Source organism: Rhizobium sp. No.120, from assembly GCF_054558365.1.
Genome location: NZ_BAAJNQ010000030.1, coordinates 1 through 18,732 on the forward strand (window position 1 = coordinate 1; position 18,732 = coordinate 18,732).

Annotated in this window: 19 protein-coding genes and 2 pseudogenes; 7 read left to right on the forward strand and 14 right to left on the reverse strand. The window is 58.5% G+C overall.

The genetic code is table 11. From position 1 onward, the window contains the following. Positions 1-238: 238 nt before the first annotated feature. Positions 239-748, reverse strand: coding sequence for an Hsp20/alpha crystallin family protein (locus tag ACYJRZ_RS31140; RefSeq protein WP_459465277.1), 510 nt, complete (start codon positions 746-748; stop codon positions 239-241). 96 nt (positions 749-844) lie between these two features. After that, on the reverse strand, positions 845-1,321 hold the full coding sequence (locus ACYJRZ_RS31145; RefSeq protein ID WP_459465278.1) for an Hsp20 family protein: 477 nt from the start codon (positions 1,319-1,321) through the stop codon (positions 845-847). Between the two features lie 211 nt (positions 1,322-1,532). Here ACYJRZ_RS31145 and ACYJRZ_RS31150 point away from each other — a divergent pair. Next, positions 1,533-1,754 (forward strand): annotated as a pseudogene (locus ACYJRZ_RS31150) (hypothetical protein). Positions 1,755-1,789: 35 nt separating this feature from the next. On the opposite strand, the gene ACYJRZ_RS31155 reads toward ACYJRZ_RS31150, so the two are convergent. The 6 genes from ACYJRZ_RS31155 to ACYJRZ_RS31180 all read right to left on the reverse strand — a co-directional run bounded on the left by ACYJRZ_RS31155 (position 1,790) and on the right by ACYJRZ_RS31180 (position 8,192). Then, positions 1,790-4,000 carry an amylo-alpha-1,6-glucosidase gene (locus ACYJRZ_RS31155; RefSeq protein ID WP_459465280.1) on the reverse strand — a complete coding sequence of 737 codons (2,211 nt, stop codon included), beginning with the start codon at positions 3,998-4,000 and terminating at the stop codon, positions 1,790-1,792. 13 nt (positions 4,001-4,013) lie between these two features. After that, positions 4,014-5,108: a glycosyltransferase family 4 protein gene (locus ACYJRZ_RS31160; RefSeq protein ID WP_459465282.1), complete on the reverse strand. Its 1,095-nt coding sequence runs from the start codon at positions 5,106-5,108 to the stop codon at positions 4,014-4,016. Positions 5,109-5,192: 84 nt separating this feature from the next. After that, on the reverse strand, positions 5,193-5,606 hold the full coding sequence (locus tag ACYJRZ_RS31165) for a hypothetical protein (RefSeq protein ID WP_459465284.1): 414 nt from the start codon (positions 5,604-5,606) through the stop codon (positions 5,193-5,195). Between the two features lie 292 nt (positions 5,607-5,898). Next, on the reverse strand, positions 5,899-6,138 hold the full coding sequence (locus tag ACYJRZ_RS31170; RefSeq protein WP_459465286.1) for a hypothetical protein: 240 nt from the start codon (positions 6,136-6,138) through the stop codon (positions 5,899-5,901). 54 nt (positions 6,139-6,192) lie between these two features. After that, positions 6,193-7,821, reverse strand: a complete 1,629-nt coding sequence (groL, locus tag ACYJRZ_RS31175) for a chaperonin GroEL (protein WP_459465288.1) — start codon at positions 7,819-7,821, stop codon at positions 6,193-6,195. Positions 7,822-7,877: 56 nt separating this feature from the next. After that, complete coding sequence (locus tag ACYJRZ_RS31180) at positions 7,878-8,192, reverse strand: co-chaperone GroES (protein WP_459465290.1); 315 nt, start codon at positions 8,190-8,192, stop codon at positions 7,878-7,880. Positions 8,193-8,469: 277 nt separating this feature from the next. On the opposite strand from ACYJRZ_RS31180, the gene ACYJRZ_RS31185 reads away from it, so the two are divergent. Continuing rightward, positions 8,470-8,742, forward strand: coding sequence for an usg protein (locus ACYJRZ_RS31185; protein WP_459465292.1), 273 nt, complete (start codon positions 8,470-8,472; stop codon positions 8,740-8,742). A gap of 417 nt (positions 8,743-9,159) precedes the next feature. Here the strand turns inward: ACYJRZ_RS31185 and ACYJRZ_RS31190 are convergent, their stop codons facing one another. Next, positions 9,160-10,056, reverse strand: a complete 897-nt coding sequence (locus ACYJRZ_RS31190; RefSeq protein WP_459465294.1) for an AraC family transcriptional regulator — start codon at positions 10,054-10,056, stop codon at positions 9,160-9,162. Between the two features lie 173 nt (positions 10,057-10,229). On the opposite strand from ACYJRZ_RS31190, the gene ACYJRZ_RS31195 reads away from it, so the two are divergent. After that, entirely contained in the window at positions 10,230-11,183 is a 954-nt protein-coding gene (locus ACYJRZ_RS31195) for an aldo/keto reductase (RefSeq protein ID WP_459465296.1), read from the forward strand. A gap of 265 nt (positions 11,184-11,448) precedes the next feature. Here the strand turns inward: ACYJRZ_RS31195 and ACYJRZ_RS31200 are convergent, their stop codons facing one another. Next, positions 11,449-12,054, reverse strand: a complete 606-nt coding sequence (locus ACYJRZ_RS31200; RefSeq protein ID WP_459465298.1) for a TetR/AcrR family transcriptional regulator — start codon at positions 12,052-12,054, stop codon at positions 11,449-11,451. Between the two features lie 150 nt (positions 12,055-12,204). On the opposite strand from ACYJRZ_RS31200, the gene ACYJRZ_RS31205 reads away from it, so the two are divergent. Beyond that, complete coding sequence (locus ACYJRZ_RS31205; protein ID WP_459465300.1) at positions 12,205-12,552, forward strand: hypothetical protein; 348 nt, start codon at positions 12,205-12,207, stop codon at positions 12,550-12,552. Positions 12,553-12,882: 330 nt separating this feature from the next. Here ACYJRZ_RS31205 and ACYJRZ_RS31210 read toward each other — a convergent pair whose 3' ends face one another. The 4 genes from ACYJRZ_RS31210 to ACYJRZ_RS31225 form a co-directional block, all read right to left on the reverse strand. After that, entirely contained in the window at positions 12,883-14,055 is a 1,173-nt protein-coding gene (locus ACYJRZ_RS31210; protein WP_459465302.1) for an arabinose transporter, read from the reverse strand. 88 nt (positions 14,056-14,143) lie between these two features. After that, positions 14,144-14,527, reverse strand: a complete 384-nt coding sequence (locus ACYJRZ_RS31215; RefSeq protein ID WP_459465304.1) for a darcynin family protein — start codon at positions 14,525-14,527, stop codon at positions 14,144-14,146. 9 nt (positions 14,528-14,536) lie between these two features. Then, positions 14,537-15,418, reverse strand: coding sequence for an NAD(P)H-binding protein (locus tag ACYJRZ_RS31220; protein WP_459465306.1), 882 nt, complete (start codon positions 15,416-15,418; stop codon positions 14,537-14,539). A 57-nt stretch (positions 15,419-15,475) separates the two neighbouring features. Beyond that, positions 15,476-16,129, reverse strand: coding sequence for an O-methyltransferase (locus ACYJRZ_RS31225; protein ID WP_459465308.1), 654 nt, complete (start codon positions 16,127-16,129; stop codon positions 15,476-15,478). Positions 16,130-16,220: 91 nt separating this feature from the next. On the opposite strand from ACYJRZ_RS31225, the gene ACYJRZ_RS31230 reads away from it, so the two are divergent. The 3 genes and pseudogenes from ACYJRZ_RS31230 to ACYJRZ_RS31240 form a co-directional block, all read left to right on the forward strand. Continuing rightward, positions 16,221-16,853, forward strand: a complete 633-nt coding sequence (locus tag ACYJRZ_RS31230; protein ID WP_459465312.1) for a TetR family transcriptional regulator — start codon at positions 16,221-16,223, stop codon at positions 16,851-16,853. Between the two features lie 439 nt (positions 16,854-17,292). After that, positions 17,293-17,808 carry a DUF1016 N-terminal domain-containing protein gene (locus tag ACYJRZ_RS31235; RefSeq protein WP_459465310.1) on the forward strand — a complete coding sequence of 172 codons (516 nt, stop codon included), beginning with the start codon at positions 17,293-17,295 and terminating at the stop codon, positions 17,806-17,808. A gap of 18 nt (positions 17,809-17,826) precedes the next feature. Further along, a pseudogene (locus ACYJRZ_RS31240) lies at positions 17,827-18,597 on the forward strand (PDDEXK nuclease domain-containing protein); the annotation flags it as partial. Positions 18,598-18,732: the final 135 nt, after the last annotated feature.

Sequence of the window (18,732 nt, forward strand, 5' to 3'; positions counted from 1 at the left end):
AGATCGAATTGGCGTTCTTGTCGCGCCAGCAGCTAAGATATTGATCTCTTTGGAGAGCTTCACCAATGGATCACCCTTTGACTGCGCAACCTTGGAGAGTGTAGACCTCAGTGCGTGACATCGGGTAGAAATCGCTTTTGAACGGCATCAGTGGCAACTATCTGCGCAAAATCCTATTAAATGCCACCAAAGATACTGGCAGCCGCCAGAGGGTCGGCCGCCAGTTGAGTTGGATCGATCAGCTCTTGATGGCGATGCGCTTGACCTGCGACTGCGCCTTCTCGCTCTTCGGCAAGGTCACGGTCAGCACGCCATTCTTGAACCGGGCATCGACCTGGTCTTCCTTCACTTCGACGCCAAGCGGGATACGGCGCTCGAAGTGGCCGTAGTAACGCTCGGAGAACTGGCGATCTTTGTCCTCGTTCTCGGAACGCTTCTCGCCTTTTAGCGTCAGGATGCCGTCGTTGAGCAGGACCTCGATGTCGTTCTCCTCAAGCCCGGGTACTTCGGCGGTCACCTTGATCTCTTTGTCGGTGTTAGAGATTTCGACGTTCGGCCAGCCGGCACTGAAGAGTGAGCCGTTTCCGAAGGATGACAGGCCTGAGCCGAAGCCACGGAAGACATCGTCGAACAGACGGTTTACCTCGCGATGAAGCGACAGGAAGGGATCACGCTCGCCATCGCGCGCGATGCTCGGAACCTGGTTGCCATTGTTGCGGTTCCAGGGAATCAAATCACGAACACTCATGTTTCTTCTCCTCGCTGTTGGTTCCGCCGGCCAAGCTTTCCTGCTGGCGCCGAGCAGCGCCCGGCGCCTTGTGCGCGTGTTGCGCTGATGGAAGGCTTAAGCCGCGTGCTTCTCGGCCTCGATCTGCTTCGTCTCGGCCTTCGATAGAGCCATGTCGGTTGCAATCGCGATCTGGCGCGGCTTCATCTCTTCGGGGATTTCGCGCTTGAGATCGATCGTCAGCAGACCATTGACGAGACCGGCACCTACCACCTTGACGTGATCGGCAAGCTCGAACCGGCGCTGGAACGAGCGGCCGGCGATGCCGCGATGCAGATACTGCACATCTTCAGCATTTGCCTTCTGGCCCGAGACGACGAGCATGTTCTGCTCCTGGGTGATCGTCAATTCGTCCTGCGAGAAGCCCGCCACTGCCATGGCGATGCGATAGCTATCCTCGCCGGACTTGACGATGTCGTACGGTGGCCAGTTGTCGATCGTGTCGACGCGGCTTGCAGCTTCGAGCGCATTCAACATTCGATCGAAGCCGATGCTCGACCGGAACAGGGGTGAGAAATCGAGGTTTGTCCTCATAGCCATATCCTCCTTATAAGCAACATGGATACAAGGAGACGCCAAGAGCATGACGTCTCCTGGACTTCGTTCAATTCCCGTTGGGCAATCGAACAATATCTATGTAATTCCGTGGCTTACAGTTTCAAGAGGAGCGGCACTCCCTGACTTAAAAAATTGATTTTTTTATTGCGTGACCAGATTCGGGTGATGCAAGGAAGGAGCAATGGATATGACGATGACTTCTGACGACGTCATCGCCATCCTTGGACCTATCGATGAAACACTCCTGGCCGAGGTCGTGGCGACGGGTGCCACTCAGGCAGAACTCGCCGAGGCATTCGCCTGGGCCAACAACGACGAAGCTTAGATGGGTGAAGGACGGCATTTGCCGAGCGGCAGGGTTGCCGCCCTGGTCGAGCTGCTAGTTTCGGATGAAGAGGAACCGAAATAGGTAAGGCGGCGGACCCCGCCTCCTTTGCCGCCTGCCTATGCCGTCGTCAGCACCCGGACAGCGCCTCGGCGATCGACGACGTCGACCACGACATGGCGACCGGACCGGCGGATGGCGACGTCGGCCGAGCCATTACCGATCTGCAGGCGCCGCAGGGTCACTTCATCCACGAAAGCAGGCAGTTGCGGCTCGGTGAAGCTAATGTGCAAAGCATTCGGATCAAATTCGAGGCCCAGACAGGATTGCAGCAGGAAGAGTGGCGCCGCGGCTGCCCACGCCTGTGGAGAGCATGCAACCGGATAGAAGGTCGGCCCTTGTGCACGCTGGCGCGGTAGCCCGCAGAAAAGCTCAGGAAGCCGTCGCAGGCCGATGTAGGTGGATGCCGCGAACAGGCCCTCGAATATCCGCGCAGCTTCAGCGCGGTATCCATAACGGGCAAGCCCGCTGGCGATCAGGGCATTGTCATGCGGCCAGATCGAGCCGTTGTGGTAGCTCATGGGATTGTAGCGCGCCTCGGTCGAGGGAACGGTGCGGATACCCCAACCGCAAAAGGACGAGGCGCTCATTAGCGTGCCGGCAACCTGCGCGGCCCTTTCGGGGTAGGCGATGCCGGTAAACAGGGCATGGCCGGCATTCGAGGAACGAACCCTGCAAGGGTGCTTTTCTACGTCGAGCGCAAGTACATAGGTGCCGAGTTCCTCATCGAAAAAGGCAGCGTCGAAGGCGCGGCGCATGCCCTCGGCTCGCGCAAGGAAATTTGCCGCCCGCTCGGGCCGGTCGAGCAGCCGGAAGATCTCGGCTGCCGCTTCCCAGGCGCCGTAGACATAGGCCTGAACCTCGGCAATCGCGATCGGTCCCTTCGCCAAAGTGCCATCGGCGTGGAAGACCGAGTCGTGGCTGTCCTTCCAGGCCTGGTTGATCAGCCCTTCCTCCGTCAGTCGTCCGTATTCGACGAAGCCGTCGCCATCGCGATCGCCGTGCTCGTCGATCCAGGTCAAAGCTGCCTCGACATGCGGCAGCAGACGATAGATGGTGGCGAGATCGCCGGTCCGCCTGACATATTCGCCGGCCAGCATCACGAAGAGCGGAGTCGAATCGATGCTGCCATAGTAGCGGCGGAAAGGTACCTCGCCGAGTTCGGCCATCTCGCCGTAGCGTACCTCGTGGAGGATTTTTCCAGGCTCGGCATCTGAGGCGGGATCGACCTCCGTCGCCTGATTGGCCGCCAGATGCCCGAGCACGCCGCGGGCGATCTGCGGATCGAGCCAGAGTGTCTCCAACGCTGTGATCAGGGCGTCGCGACCGAAGACGGTGCTGAACCAGGGAATGCCGGCGTAGGGATATGGTCCTTCCGGCTTGTCGGTCATCAGCATGTAGAGGTCACAGACGCTCCGTCGCGCGACCTCGTTGAAGATCTCGTTGGATGTGACGATCGATGCCGCACGCGAGGATGAGGCACGCAACGCGCGGCGGGCATCGCGCAGCCCCAGGAAGAAGGAACGATGGCTCGGCCGGTCGGCGGCGGTCTGGTCGCAGCCGATCTCGATGAAGAGGGACTGCGTCTCGTTCGGCGCCAGACGGAGATCATAGACAATGAGGTCGCTCCGAATTTCGTCCGGTCGCGGGTCGAAGGACAGGCGCGTCGATCGGTTGCGGTCGTCGAGGCCGATATAAGAGAGAAGGACACCGTTCTGCTCCACAACGGAGGGAAGAAGGCGGCCCTTCTTCGCTCTTACGGTCCCACGAACCTCGAACAGATCGGCGAAGTCACTTCGGAATGAGATCTCGATACGCACATGTTGGGGGTGATCGTCATAGTTCCGTACCGCCACCCGTTCGTAGCAGCAAGCATTCCAGAGGAAGCGGATCCTGCGCAGGTGAACAAGGTCATGCGCGAGAATAAGCTTTCCCTTGTTATCGAAGAGATCAGGATTGGTAAGATCGCAGATGAGCGTCGCGTTATCGTCGCGTAAGGTCGACGACAAAAGCATCGGCCTCTTGCCGTTGATCGTCAGATAGAGATGCGAGAGGTAACGCGTATCACGATGGAAAAGGCCCTCCGGGCTACCTGGCCCGGAAAGCGCATCGCCATTGTGGTCGAAGACGGCGAAGGTATCGCCGTGCTTCAGGGTACGCGGTCGCCGCTCCTGCAGGGATGCGGTTGCCGGGATGAAGAACTGCGCCCCCGGGGCGGCCGGCTCTGCCGACGCGACGGATGGCTTGCTGTCCACAGAAGCGGTCGACATGCTGCTATGTCTCCTACGCCACGACCTGGAGATCCAGATCTTGGCCGTTGGCGCGGCGCAGTGACGCCGCCTTCGTGCGAACGCCAGGCAGGTTGCGATAGATAGCGAGATAGTCTCGCGCCATCCGTTCCGCGCTAAAGCGCCGTTCGAAGGTCGCGCGCACCTTGCGGCGATCCATGCGCAGCGCCCATTCGATATTCTCGGCCGCCTCCGTAACGCTATCGACGACGACGCCCGAAATCCCGTTATCAATCACTTCCGGAACCGAACCACATCCGAACGCGACCACCGGGGTGCCGCATGCCATTGCCTCGATCATCACCAGCCCGAATGGTTCGGGCCAGTCGATCGGGAAAAGCAACGCGCCGGCGTTACCAAGGAAATCGGCCTTCTGGTGCTCGTTGATTTCGCCGATGAACTCGACGTTCGGATGGCTCTTGACCATCGGCGCGATCACCGTGTCCCAATAGGCCTTGTCCGCATTGTCGATCTTGGCGGCGATCTTCAGCGGCATACCAACCTTGGTTGCGATGCGGATCGCGCGATCCGGACGTTTCTCGGGGGAGATTCGTCCCAGGAAGGCAAGATAGTTGCCTTTGGGCTTTGCCGTGAAGGAAAGAAGATTGGTCGGAAGACCGTGATACACAGTTCCGGACCAGTTGACCGGTGGCATCGGGCGACGCTGATCATTGGAGATCGATACAAGCGGGATATCAGGAAAAGCCTTGTAGAAAGGCTTGAGATCCGGCAGGTCGAGACGTCCATGTAGCGTCGTGACTGTACGATCCGAAAAATCCCGGATCAGCGGGAAATGCAAGAGATCAATATGGAAATGTAGGACATCGAATTCATGCGCCCGCCGGCGGATCTCCTCCAGCTGGACGACTTGATGCGGAAGATGATCCTTGACGGCCGGGTTGAGCCTGAGCGCGACGTCCGAGCACGCCACCAAGGTTGCATCTGTAACGGAGTCGCCGCTAGCAAACAGCGTGACGTCGTGACCCTGAGCGACAAGCTCTTCGGTAAGATAGGAAACGATGCGCTCGGTTCCCCCATAAAGCTTCGGTGGAACGCTTTCGGCAAGCGGCGCAATCTGGGCGATCTTCATCGGCAAAACCTCCTCATAAGAGCAAAGAATGGACGGCAAAAATCGGGTAGCGTCCTAAAAAGGCACGCGTTTACAAGGCGATGTCTAGGCTTCTGATATCTGGCGGCGGCGACCTCCCTTTCTAAGGCTGCTAGAAACAAAACGGCCGGTAAAACGGCGCAACCGCGATCTCTGGCGACGAAGTTTGTCGGCCTCCACAGGCCGCAACGAGATCATGTCTTGGCCGTCATCCAAGGACTTTAAAGCGGCGATGATGTCGTCATAGGAGACGACATGGTCCGCGCCTGGAAAGCGCCGAAAGCCGGGCATCGATTCGATTGCGAATATATCCGAGGCCCAGGACGCAAGAATGGCGCGCTTGTGATCTTTGGTGATATGCTCCGCCGACAAAACATCGCGCGGATGGGCAAAATGTCGGGCAGGATACAACAAATGCGCCGAGGTGACCGCTGCGGTGGATGGGTCGCTTATTGTGATACTGTCGGTTTCCTTTCTCATATCTGGCTCCATCGATGTCTGATCGCTAAGTTCCGGCCACGTTAGGAAGCTTCAGCTTGGTCCGTTACCCTCCATGGCGCCCCCTCAGCAAATGAATTGCCTTCGAGCTCGGAGAGTGCCGCAGCGCGCAAGGCTGACGGTTCGTGCGGGGCTCTGCTATAATATCTTGCGACCGTCGTCATGATCTGCGCAACGGCAGTAGGATCACGTGAGGCCCCTTTACCACGCGCTATCGATTTGACGACGTCCATGCGGATCCGCAGATCTTCCCGCGAAAGAGAAAGATGGCTGTTCATCCTTCCGCCACCTCCGGAAAGGTGCCGCGCGCACCCTGCACCAGTATTTTCAGCTGCCGCGAATTTCGTACTCCCTGGCGGTATAGTTCTATTACTATAGCAGCGATCCGCTCGCCCTCTTCCGATTTGCGCGGAATATCAGCCGCTGCCCGGATCTCATCAAAAACGCGCTGGCAAAGGTCCAGGTCGCGCGAATCGAGCGGCGCATCTGATCTCTTGATGATCGTCTGAACCATTCGTGATCTCCATTGCGGAGCCCGCTCCACCAGAGGGTGGAGCGGGCTTGGCCGTTAGAAGTCCATTCCTGCTCCGGCCGGCATCGCAGGTGCCGCTTCCTTCTTCGGCTTCTCTGCAATCATGGCTTCCGTCGTGACCAGGAGGCCGGCAACGGAGGCGGCGTCCTGAAGAGCCGTGCGCACGACCTTGGCAGGGTCGATCACGCCCTGCGCATACAGATCGCCATATTCGCCGGTCTGCGCGTTCCAGCCGAAGGAGAAATCGCTCTTCTCCTTGAGCTTGCCAACGATGATCGAGCCCTCCGCACCGGCATTTTCCGCGATCTGACGGACCGGAGCTTCGATCGCGCGCCGCACGATGTCGACGCCGACGCGCTGGTCGTCATTTTCTGTGGCGAGCCCATCGAGTGCCTTGATGGCGCGCAGAAGGGCCACGCCGCCGCCCGGCAGGATGCCCTCCTCGACGGCGGCTCGGGTTGCATGCAGGGCATCATCAACCCGATCCTTCTTTTCCTTCACTTCGACTTCCGTCGAGCCGCCGACGCGGATGACGGCAACGCCGCCAGCGAGCTTAGCAAGACGCTCCTGCAGCTTCTCGCGGTCGTAGTCGGAGGTGGTTTCCTCGATCTGAGCCTTGATCTGGGCAACGCGGCCATCGATGTCGGACTTTGAACCCACGCCGTCGATAATGGTGGTATTCTCCTTCTCGATCGAAACCTTCTTGGCGCGGCCGAGCATGTCGAGGGTGACGGACTCGAGCTTGATGCCAAGATCTTCGGAGATGACGGTGCCGCCGGTGAGGATGGCGATGTCTTCCAGCATGGCCTTGCGGCGATCGCCGAAGCCCGGAGCCTTGACAGCAGCGATCTTCAGGCCACCGCGCAGCTTGTTGACGACGAGGGTGGCAAGCGCTTCGCCTTCGACGTCTTCAGCGATGATGAGAAGCGGCTTGCCGGTCTGAACGACGGCCTCGAGAACCGGGAGCATGGCCTGCAGGTTCGAAAGCTTCTTCTCGTGGATCAGGATATAGGGGTCCTCGAATTCCACGCGCATCTTGTCGGCATTGGTGACGAAGTAGGGGCTGAGGTAGCCGCGGTCGAACTGCATACCTTCGACGACTTCGAGTTCGGTTTCGGCTGTTTTGGCTTCTTCAACCGTAATGACGCCTTCGTTGCCGACTTTTTCCATTGCCTCGGCGAGGTAGCGGCCAATCTCGGCGTCGCCATTGGCCGAAATCGTGCCGACCTGGGCGATCTCGGAATTGCTGGTGATCTTGCGGGCGTTGGTCTTCAGTTCCTTGACCACAGCTTCGACAGCAAGGTCGATACCGCGCTTCAGATCCATCGGGTTCAAGCCGGAGGCGACTGCCTTGGCGCCTTCCTTGACGATCGCTTGCGCGAGAACGGTTGCAGTCGTGGTGCCATCGCCGGCGAGATCGTTGGTCTTCGAGGCGACCTCACGCAGCATCTGAGCGCCCATGTTTTCGAACTTGTCTTCCAGTTCGATTTCCTTCGCGACCGAAACGCCGTCCTTGGTGATGCGTGGAGCGCCGAAGGACTTGTCGATCACAACGTTACGACCCTTGGGGCCAAGCGTAACCTTCACTGCATTGGCCAGCACATCGACACCCCGCAGCATGCGTTCGCGAGCGTCGCTGTGGAACTTGACTTCTTTCGCAGCCATTTCTTTAACTCCTCAATAGGCAGCTATCTGACTGATGGTTTCTGATCGTGGATGCCTCAGGCAGCTTGCTTCTGCTCGCCCTGGGCCTCGATAATTCCCATGACATCGCTTTCCTTCATGATCAGCAGGTCTTCACCGTTGATCTTGATCTCCGTGCCCGACCATTTGCCGAAGAGGATGCGATCGCCAACCCTGACATCGAGTGCCTGGATTTGGCCCGCCTCGTTGCGCGCACCGGGACCGACGGCGATGACTTCGCCTTCCTGCGGTTTTTCCTTGGCGGTGTCGGGAATGATGATCCCACCCTTGGTCCTTTCCTGAGACTCAATGCGGCGGACGAGAATGCGATCATGAAGCGGTCGGAACGACATGTTTTCCTCCGTTGGACAAAAAAGATGACGTTGATCCCAGGCCGGACCGGATGACCAGTCCGGGCGGGTACAAAACCTCATTCGAGCTTTTTGCGCGAAATGATCTGGTTTTGGGATTTTTCGATTTCAAGAGGGATAGACAGAAAAATTAGCACTCACCTCAATCGGCTGCTAACATACTGGAAAGGAACAAGGAAATGGCACTCTGCGTTGAAAGCCCATTGATGGCCGCAAAAATTTGCGCCACCATCCGACTGTCACGAAACGGGGATGAAGCATGCGATTTTCGTCGGAACTGGAAGGTCAACTATACGGCTATGGGCTGACCACCGCGCATATCCTCTATCACATTCCCGATTTCGAATCCGTCCTGCAGACCTACGTCTGGCAGGATTACGATCTGGCGCCCGATTTTCCCGAAATGCATAGGTTCCTCGATTTCTGGCAAACCAATCTCGACGGGCAGCTGCATTCCGTCCGCTACAGCCATAGGCGCCTGATCGGTCCAAACGAATGGCGTCGCGTCGAAGGCGAGTTCAAGCTCCATTAAGACCCGAACCGAAACTTTCCTCCCCCAGTCTTCGATAATCAAGGCTTGATGAGCTCGGTCGTTCTCCCTTGCCAGCCCTCGACAGGCCGGGGAGGCTCAGGCTCAGCTCCTGCGGACGGAGAAGATTATCGGCTGGAAGGATTTGAATCCTTGCTCTTGAACGGATACGAACCGCCGACCCGCCACTAGGTCAGATGCATGCAGGCAGGAAAACGAGGCTGATCAAGCATCTGATGTAGTTGGGATGTCCGGAAAGGGGCCGGAAGCGGACTGTCCGATTCTGTCGCGCCATAAACAGAAGCGGACATCTTACATCTGCCCCCTTGAGAACGGGCAGCGTGAAGGCGTCTCCGCGCGCGAGCTCGTCGTGCGGCTGTAGGCCTAAAGGAAATTTCGGGACCAAGGCGATGATCGCCTTCACGCGACGCCGGCCATGACCGGCAGAGTTCGCAGGCGGGCGACATCGCGCGCCGGCGGCTCGCCGAAGAGGCGACGATATTCACGGCTGAACTGCGACGGGCTCTCATACCCCACTCGCAAAGCGGCACTCGCCACATCGATGTCTTCGACAAGCATCAGGCTGCGCGCATCCTGCAACCGCAACTGCTTCTGGAACTGGAGTGGTGTCATCGCCGTCACGGCGCGAAAATGTTCATGAAGGCTGGACGGGCTCATCCCGACTTCCGCAGCGAGCGTCTCTATGCTGAAGCGCTGCCGGAAGTTCTTGCCAATCCAGGCGATGGCACGACCGACCTGGGCAACCCGCCCTTGGCTGGAGGTGACGCTCCGCATCCTGCCACCGTCCGGCCCAGCGAGCAGTCGGTAGAGGATTTCCTGCTCGGCGAGCGGCGCGAGGACCGGAAGTGCTGCCGGATCGTCCAGCAACCGCATCAGACGCAGCACCGCGTCGAGCAGGGCAGGATCGGCGTCGGTTACCGTCTTGCCGATCGGCGCAAAGACGCCAACTGGCGGCGGTATCCGATGCGCCAGATCGGCCAGCATCACCGGATCGAATTCGATGAATAGGCAAAGATAGGGGGTGGCCGGCGTGGCCTCGACCACATGGCCGACCACCGGCAGATCATAGGTCACGACCCCATACCGACCGGGGCCATATGTGAATAACTGATCTCCGAGCGAAACCTCCTTTTGCCCCTGCGCAACAAAACAAAGCTGTGGCCGATAGACGTTGGGCATCGGAATCGTCACGGTGGAGGATCGCGCAAGCGTTAGCCGTGCGATCGGCGTTGTGTGAAACCCGTCCGCCGGGACGTGTCGGGCAATAAGCCCAGCGATTTCGTCAATTCTGTCCATACCCAATCATCCCACCTGCAGGGCGCGCACGCAATGTGCACCTGTCCAGTCTCGGAGGATTATGCAGGAATTCCGGTGCATCAGACTCACGGTACGGCACGGCTTGCACCATCCTGCCCGAGCAGTGTTTCGGATCACAACAGATCTGGCGGCAAACAGAGACGGAAGCAAGAATGATGAACGACACAATGAAAACGCCGAAGGCAGCGTTGGGAACCTGGGCCTGGGGCGACAGCGGCGAGGCGGGCGCTGGCTATTTCGGCAGCTCCCTGAGCCGCGATGGGCTGGACGACATCGCTAAGACCGCCCAGACGGCCGGGTTCACCCTGTGGGATACGGCCGTGGTCTACGGCATGGGGCGGTCTGAAACGGTGCTCGGGGAGGTATTGAAGCGCTATGCCCGCAGCGACTACCAACTCTCGACCAAGTTTACCCCACAAGCAGCCGGAACCGGCGATGATCCGGTCGCGGAGATGCTCGAACAGAGCCTCGCCCGCCTTGGCACCGACTACATCGACCTTTACTGGATACACAATCCGGCCGATGTGGCGCGGTGGACACCTCGCCTTATTCCGCTGCTCGAGAGCGGGAAGGTCCGGCATGTCGGCGTCTCGAACCATAACCTGGACGAGATCGAGCGCGCTAACCGGATCCTCGAAGAAGCCGGGCATCGGGTAGAGGCTGTTCAAAATCACTACAGCCTACTTTATCGCGCCCCCGAGAACGCCGGCCTTCTGGAGTACTGCCGTGACAGAAACATCCCGTTCTTCGCCTATATGGTTCTCGAACAAGGCGCGCTGAGCGGAAAGTACAGTGCCCAAAACCCATTGCCCAGCGGCACCAATCGGGCGGAGGCTTACAACGCCATGCTGCCCCAGTTGCAGCCCCTGTTGGACGGGCTTTGCAATATCGGTCAGCGCCATGGGGCGACGGCTGCGGACATCGCAACGGCCTGGGCCCTTGCCAAAGGGGCAACTCCTATCATCGGCGTTACCAAGCCTCACCATGTCGAGGGCCTGATCCGCACCGCCGCACTGGCGCTCTCGGATGATGAGGTCGCCGAGTTGGAAGTCCTCGCTCAGTCTGCAGGCGTCAACACCCGCGGCTGGTGGGAGAAGGATATGTGAGACTACGGTAACCCCGCTGTTGCATCGCGAGGGACAGCATGGACATGCCGACACGCCAGCGGACCGCACCATCGGCCGCTGGCGGAGACGGCTATTTGTAGCCGGGTCGAGTTCATTCGGTTGGAGACTCTTTCCGCTTGGAATGTTCGCCGGAGACAGCTTTCCACGCCAGTTCGCTGTTTCGCTAATCGGGAACGTCCGCCGTTTGCCAGAAACGATAGATACGACGCGAAGCGGCTCATCCCCTGGAACGAGAAGGCTTCTCTCAACGCGGTGGCTGAAGGACCGTGGCGAACAGCACCCGCTTGAATTGCTCGATCGGCTGAGGCGAGCGATCGACTTTCATCCGCATCATCGCGCCCTCCCAGGAGGCGAGGAGAAATGTCGCGATGTCATCGGCATCAAGGTCGCGGCTTATCTCACCCTGCGCCTGCCCAATCCGCAGGACATCAGCGAAAGCATCCGTAAGCGACCGGCACACCTCGATCAAATGGCTGCGTAGCACCTCGCTATGCTCGGGCATTTCAAGGCTTAGATTTCCGACGAGGCAGCCGTACCGCCAACCCGCCTCTTCCAACCATCGAGTTATCTCGTCGAAATAGGCGCGGAGCCGATCGACCGCAGGCAGTTTCTCGTCGCGTAGCGTCTTATCCATGATGACCTGGGTACGCTGATGATAGCGGTCGAGGACCACGCTCGCGAAAGCCTCCTTGGATCGGAAATGGTTGGTGAAACAGCCTTGTGGAACACCGGCATCGGCCGTGATTTCGCGCACGCCTGCACCAGAATATCCACGCTCACGCAGCGTCTGCACGCCGGACTCGATGATTCTTTCGCGAAGAGAAGGTCTTGCCATTGCCAATAAATACATTTGTACGTATTGAATTGCAATAACAAATGCGGAGGCGCCCGATCCGCGTCAGGACCCCATGAAGCGAGGACGAAAGATGACCAGAACCGAATACGAGAATGCTGCGATCGAAACTGCGGCGAAAGCACTGCAGACGCGGGCCCTGTCTATATGGTCAATATGGAGCGCTACCGCGAGGTAGCTCACTATGACGCCGCGAGCGATCTTTCTCCCTGTTCGGGTCGCGAGGCTTATTTTCAGAGGTATGCGCCCGCTTTCAACATGGCCGCACAAGGAGAAGATTTCTCCGTCTTCTGGGTCGGAAACGTTCGTGGCGTCCTGGTCGGGCAGGACGGCGAAGCTTGGGATGGCATCGTCATCGTTCGTTGTGCGAGCTTTGATGTGCTGCGGAAGATCCTTCAAAGCCCGGCCTATGAAGAACAGGCCGCGCCGCACCGGCGTGCCGCGCTCGCGGACTGGAAATTCCTCGTCACGACACAACCCGATCTACCTCGGTGAGCCCCCGCTTACTGTCCTCCGAGAGCGCCACCATGGCGCTGAGCAGGCATCATGCTCCGATGCCGGCCGGAGGGGGCAAGAGCCGATATGAAGGCGCTTTGCAGACTACTCGAGCAGACCGGCAGGTTTTCGGCAAACGACAGAACATGCGGAAGGACCAATATGACGGCGCAAAGCGGCTACAGTCGTCCGCCTTGTTCGGATTGGATCCTGCGGCCAACCACGTGATCAAGATCAAGCTGCGGATGTTATTTGAAATCTGATTTTGTGAGGTCGGACCTTCCTGTGGAGGGGAACAACGGGAAACTGCTCCCCTCCACAAGCTGTATTTCAATCGCTGTTGCGGCCGACTGCCATTGCAGCGCATAGTCCCAAGGTGGCGGCAAAACCGCCGATCAAGAAAACCGAGGAATATCCTGAGTAGTCGGCAAGAACGCCGACAACGGGCCCGGTTGCACCGTATGCCAGATCCTGAAAGGCCGCGAAGCCACCAATCGCTGTTCCCCGAAGCTGAGGCGGCACCTGCTTGATCACGACGGATCCCATTGATGGGAAGACCATGGAGCATCCAACGCCGGTCAAAAGAGCGCCCGCAAGAGCCGCATAAGGCCCAGGCGCAAGCCAGATGAGATACTGGCCAAAAGCTTCCACCACGAGAGAGACGGCCGCAACGCGTGCGCCTCCCATCCGGTCCGGCAAATGCCCGCAGAGCAGCCGCATCGCCACGAAGCCAGTGCCGAAGAAGGTGAGGCCAAGGCCGGCATGAGGCCAGCCCCTGCTCAGGAAGTAGAGCGGGAAGAAGGCGCCGAGCGCGGCAAAGCCTACCCCCTGCAGACCCACTGCCGCGCCAGGGAGCCAGATCCGTCCGACGATGCGCCAGATGGACTCGCGTGGACCAGCATGAGGTTCTACGGCCGGGACCGATCGGATGATGATTAGTCCCACCATTGGCAGGACACTGCATACACCCATCAAACCCACAAAACCGATCCGGTCAAGCAAGGTCAACCCCAGAGGGCCACCAGCGGCAAACGCGCCATACATGCCCATGCCGACAAGGGAGATGACACGTCCCGACCGTGCCTGTCCCATAAGGCCGATCGCCCAGCCCATCATGCCCACCAAGGCAAGACTCTCGCCCAGGCCGAGCACAAGTCTGCCGACGAGGAGCACCATGTAGCTTAGTTTAACCGAGAGGTCAGGCCAGGCAGCCAGGGCGCAAACGAGGCCGGCTGCACCGTAGATGAGCAAGCCGTATTGCATCGCGAGCTTTCCGCCGACCCGGTCGCTCCATGCACCGGCATGCCCCCGTGTGAGGATCGTGGAGAGGAAGGCGATGCCGACCGCAAGGCCGCCCCATGTATTGTCGAGGCCGAGACCTTCGACAACATGAACCGGTATGGCCGGCAGAGCCATGGCAACGGTGAGATAGGAGAGAAACAGGGCGACGGTCAGGACGACCACACGCGGATAGCCAGGCGTGGCTTCAGTGATATCAGTCATGTAACGCACTCTTTTGGTAATTTTGGGTGCGTTGGTTGACGTCAACGCTTACGGTTCCAGTGATCAGCGGAACATGGAAGGAGTTTGGTCAGGCCGCTCCGAGCACGTCGGCCTTGTACTGTTTGGCGTATTCGTTCTCTATCGCGGGAATGATCTTCTCGACCGTGAAGTAGCTGCTCCAGAACTTGGTCTCACGAAGATCATTGACCACGCCGTTGTAGTGCTCGAGATCGGTGACGGTCCAGACCATGACGTCGGTGCAATCGGCGGTGAATGCCTCGCTATCAAAGAATGCCATTCTGGCGCCCGGGTAACGTGCCAGGATCGGGTTGAGCACGGTCTTGCCAAACGCAAACCGACCGCCTTCCCCCTGCGGCGGGAGTTGTAGCCATTCGGGCGTCGTTTTGATGAGCCAAAATATGGTCAACGGGTTAGTCGCAAGGTCGTACTGTGATCCAGCGGTTTCCATCATAGCTCTCCTTCACATGGCAAACACGGGCATCAAGTTTTCCTGGCAGAATGCCCGGAAGCTGGTGTGGCCAGTCGTTTCAGGTGTGCGGGCAGCAGTATTGTCGATGCCCTCTTCCTTCGCCCGGTACATATCGACATAACCCTGGGCGACGGATTCGCTTGTGCCTCGGGCCAGGAACTGCTGCTTGAACTGGTCATAGGAAATCTGCTGGTAACGCACAGGATGACCGGTGACCTCGGAAATGATCGCCGCCAGGTCGTCGAACGACAGATCTTCGGGGCCCAACACCGGCACCTCCTGCTGCCCGCTCCAGCCATGATCAGCAAGCAGACGGGCCGCCGCCGCAGCCATGTCGCGCGTTGCCGTAAACGGCAGCTTCCGGTCGGAAGCAATCGGACCGAAGAACATGCCCTTCTCCTTCATGACACCTACCTGACGGGCCGTGTTTTCCATGAACGAGGGCATGGCCAGTGCGCGGAATGCTGCGCCCGTCGACATCAAAAGGTCGTCCATCCCGATCGAGGCGGTAACCGGCCCCGCCCGATCCTGCCATTCCGTTCCCCGGCCGATTGCGGTGATCGACAGGACGCGCGCGACAGAATGGCGGCGGACTGCCTCGGCCGCGGGCTGAGTGAAGGCGAGGTAAGCATCCTCCAGGGACTGCGACCATGCGGGCGGTGCCAACCAGAAAACGGCGTCGGCACCTTCGAAAGCGCGGTCGACAACGGAGGCGTCACCGTGGGATCCGAGGACGATTTCCGCTCGATCGCGAACATGTTCGGGCAGCTTGTCAGCATCGCGGACGATCAGACGAAGCGGAGCGTCTGCTTCGATGAGCGTGTTGAGGACCTGTCTGCCAATTTGGCTGGTTGGGGCAGTGATAACAATCATGATGAGCTTCTTTCATTCTGTTGAGGGATTGGTGGTCGCAGGCAGCAGTTCTTCGGTTCACAGGCGGATCGAAAGTTCGATGTCGTCTGCAATCGGTACCGACAGATAATTGCCGTGTGCCGTGCGCATGTGCTCGAGGTAATCGGGGCACAGGTCCGCGTTATCCGCGATGATCAGAGCACCTGGCCGGAGACTGTTTTCCACCAGGCGCAGGACGTCCGCGTAGAGCGGCTTTGCGCCGTCGAGCAGCACGAGATCGACCTGGTCCGGCAGGCCGACGCTCAACGTCTGAAGGGCATCCCCTTCCCGGATCTCGACAAGATCAATCAGGCCGGCTTCCGTAAGGTGCTCGCGGGCTTTTGCGACCTTGGAAACCTCGAACTCAGTCGTGATGAGGCGTCCACCGCCATTGTCGCGCAGCGCTGACGCCAGAAACAGCGTTGAAATTCCGAATGACGTCCCGAATTCGATAACGGTCTTTGCCCCGATGCTGCGCGCGAGCATGTAGAGGAGCCTTCCCGTTTCCGGCGAGACCGGAAGCCAAAGGTCCTTCATCAAGGAGTAGAGCTGAAGATATTCTGTTTTGCTGTCCAAGAGACGCGCCCGTTCGCTTCCCGGTAGACTGCGAAAGATCGGGCTGGTTGCGGTGTCAGCTTCAGTGAAGAGCCGATCCAAAAGCGGCGCAACGCGCGAATTTTGTAAGGTAGTCATCGTCTTCCAATCAAGTTGAGGTCGTGTTTTGGATGAGCTATAATGCGACTAATCCGTCACATTTTGCAATTCGCGTTCCGAAAGACACTTGATGCCCAAACGCGCAAACCCCAGAATTTCTTCAAGAAAACAGCCCAGGCAAGCACGTTCGGAAGGGCTGGTTGCGGCAATCCTCGAAGCCGCTATTCGCGTTCTGGCGGAGGAAGGAGCGCAACGATTTACAACCGCACGCGTCGCGGAAAGGGCTGGGGTCAGTGTTGGTTCGCTGTATCAGTACTTTCCAAACAAGGCATCGATCCTCTACCGCTTGCAGAGCGACGAATGGAGACAGACGACTGAGCAATGGCGGATCATTCTGACGGATCAGGCACGGCCACCCACTGACCGTTTACGACACCTGGTGCATTCGTTCTTGCGTTCCGAGGTCGAAGAAGCCGAAGTCCGTCTGGCGCTTGATGATGCCGCGCCACTCTATCGTGACGCCGCCGAGGCCCAAGAAATTCACGCTGAAGGCGACCGCATCATCGAGGCATTCATGGCCGAGGCGCTGCCAGGGGTTCAGGACACAACGCGACAACGCGCAGGCGATCTGATCGTGATGACGATGACTGCAGTCGGGAAAGAGCTGACAGAGACGCCGTGCGAAAGCTCAGAGATTGATGCTTATGCAGATGCCATGTCAGACATGTTCACCACCTACCTAAATTCGTTGAGGCGGGTTTGACAGTCACTGCAGTTTTTCGAACCACCAGCGCGCACCCCCAATTCATCTTTGACTGACAAATTGCTCTTGTCCGGAAAGGTGACCTCAGGCGTAGATGTCCGCTTCGCCGTGGGTACCCGTCATCTGACAGTCTCCTCGCGGTCCCAGATCGGGCAGTGCCTCAAGCAAAGCCCCTGTCCGCTTTCAGGTGCTTGTCAGGAAGGTCTGTATGACCGACTTGACGGCGCAAAGCAGTCGTTCTGCGCTTGGCTGCGACGCCGCTTTTTAAAGGCGACGAGCCACAGCCAACAAAATCGGATCTGTATGATGTGATGGGATTCGAACCGGAACTCCATCTTTTTACCGGAATCTGTTGCCTTTCCACGAATTTATAAATCGCTCGGCCCCTGTTGAAATGAACTGAAGCTTTTTGGGGCGGCAGCTGGTAAAGACTCACGATATGGCGACCCCTATCCCTGCACCAGACGGTAGTTACGTATCCCTCCTCGCAGAGCTCAAGGAAAGAATCCGAGCGGCTCGCTTAAGGGCTGCTGTTGCCGTTAACCGAGAACTGATTATGCTCTATTGGAGCATCGGCCGTGACATCCTGGCCCGCCAGACAGCGGAAGGTTGGGGAACCCGGGTGATTGATCGCCTGGCAGCAGACCTCAGGCGCGATTTTCCAGAAATGATTGGCCTTTCGCCGCGAAACCTCAAATATATGCGTGCCTTTGCTGAGGCATTCCCAAACGAGGAAATCGTGCAACAGCTTGTTGCACATTTGCCCTGGGGCCATTACGTCAAGCTCATCGAGATGCTGAAAGACGCTGAGGAGCGTCTCTGGTACGCCCGCCAGGCGGTGGATCATGGATGGAGTCGCAACGTCCTCGTGCATCAGATTGAAAGCGGGCTTCATCGCCGGCAGGGAAAGGCTCTCACCAATTTCGCTCGAACCCTGCCCGCGCCGCAGTCTTAACTCGCCCAGGAACTGATCAAAGATCCGTATAGTTTTGATTTTCTCACTCTCGGTCCTGCGATGTCGGAGCGAGAACTCGAGCAGGGATTGCTCGAGCGCCTACGTTCTCTGATCCTCGAGCTCGGCAAAGGCTTTGCGTTCGTCGGTAGCCAGCATCCACTCGAGGTTGGTGGCCAGGACTACTATCTGGACCTTCTGTTCTATCACTTGCGGTTGCGTTGCTTCGTCGTCGTCGAGTTGAAGATCGAGGACTTTAAGCCCGAATTTGCCGGGAAAATGAACTTTTATCTCTCCGCGGTCGATGACCAGCTCCGTCACGAGTCCGATGCTCCGAGCATAGGTATCATCCTGTGCAAGGGGAAGAATGAGGTGATTGTCGAATACGCGCTTCGAGATTCAACAAAACCGATGGGTGTTGCCGAATACCGGCTCTCTGCCGCCCTTCCCGAACCGTTGCAGACAGAGCTACCGACAGAAGCGGAATTTGCACGAGAATTCCCGTTGATGGCGCTTGTGAAGCTACGCATCGAGGTTGAGCGCGAAATCCGGCTGCTTGTGGCGGATCAGACGGAAGCCGAGCGTCCGCTTACTCTTGGACCAATGCTAGCGGAATTGCAGCGACTTGACATGCTTCCCCAAGCCGCAGATCGGTTTCGGAGCGCCCTGCAGATCATGAACCGCGCCGCCCACGGATTGGATGTCGCCCCTGCCGATGCCTCCGAAGCAACTGAAACTGCGACAGCATTCCTTGCCGAACTCCGAGCGATCCGCCATAGACAGTTGCCGTGAAGCAAAACACCTCCACCGAGCAAATTTAAAGGGTTGGAACGCATAAGGTCCTATCATTCATCTTGTTTGCTCTTGAAAGGAGTCGAACCGCTGCTTTCGTGTCGCATTCCATATTATCAATGGCTTAGGCATCCG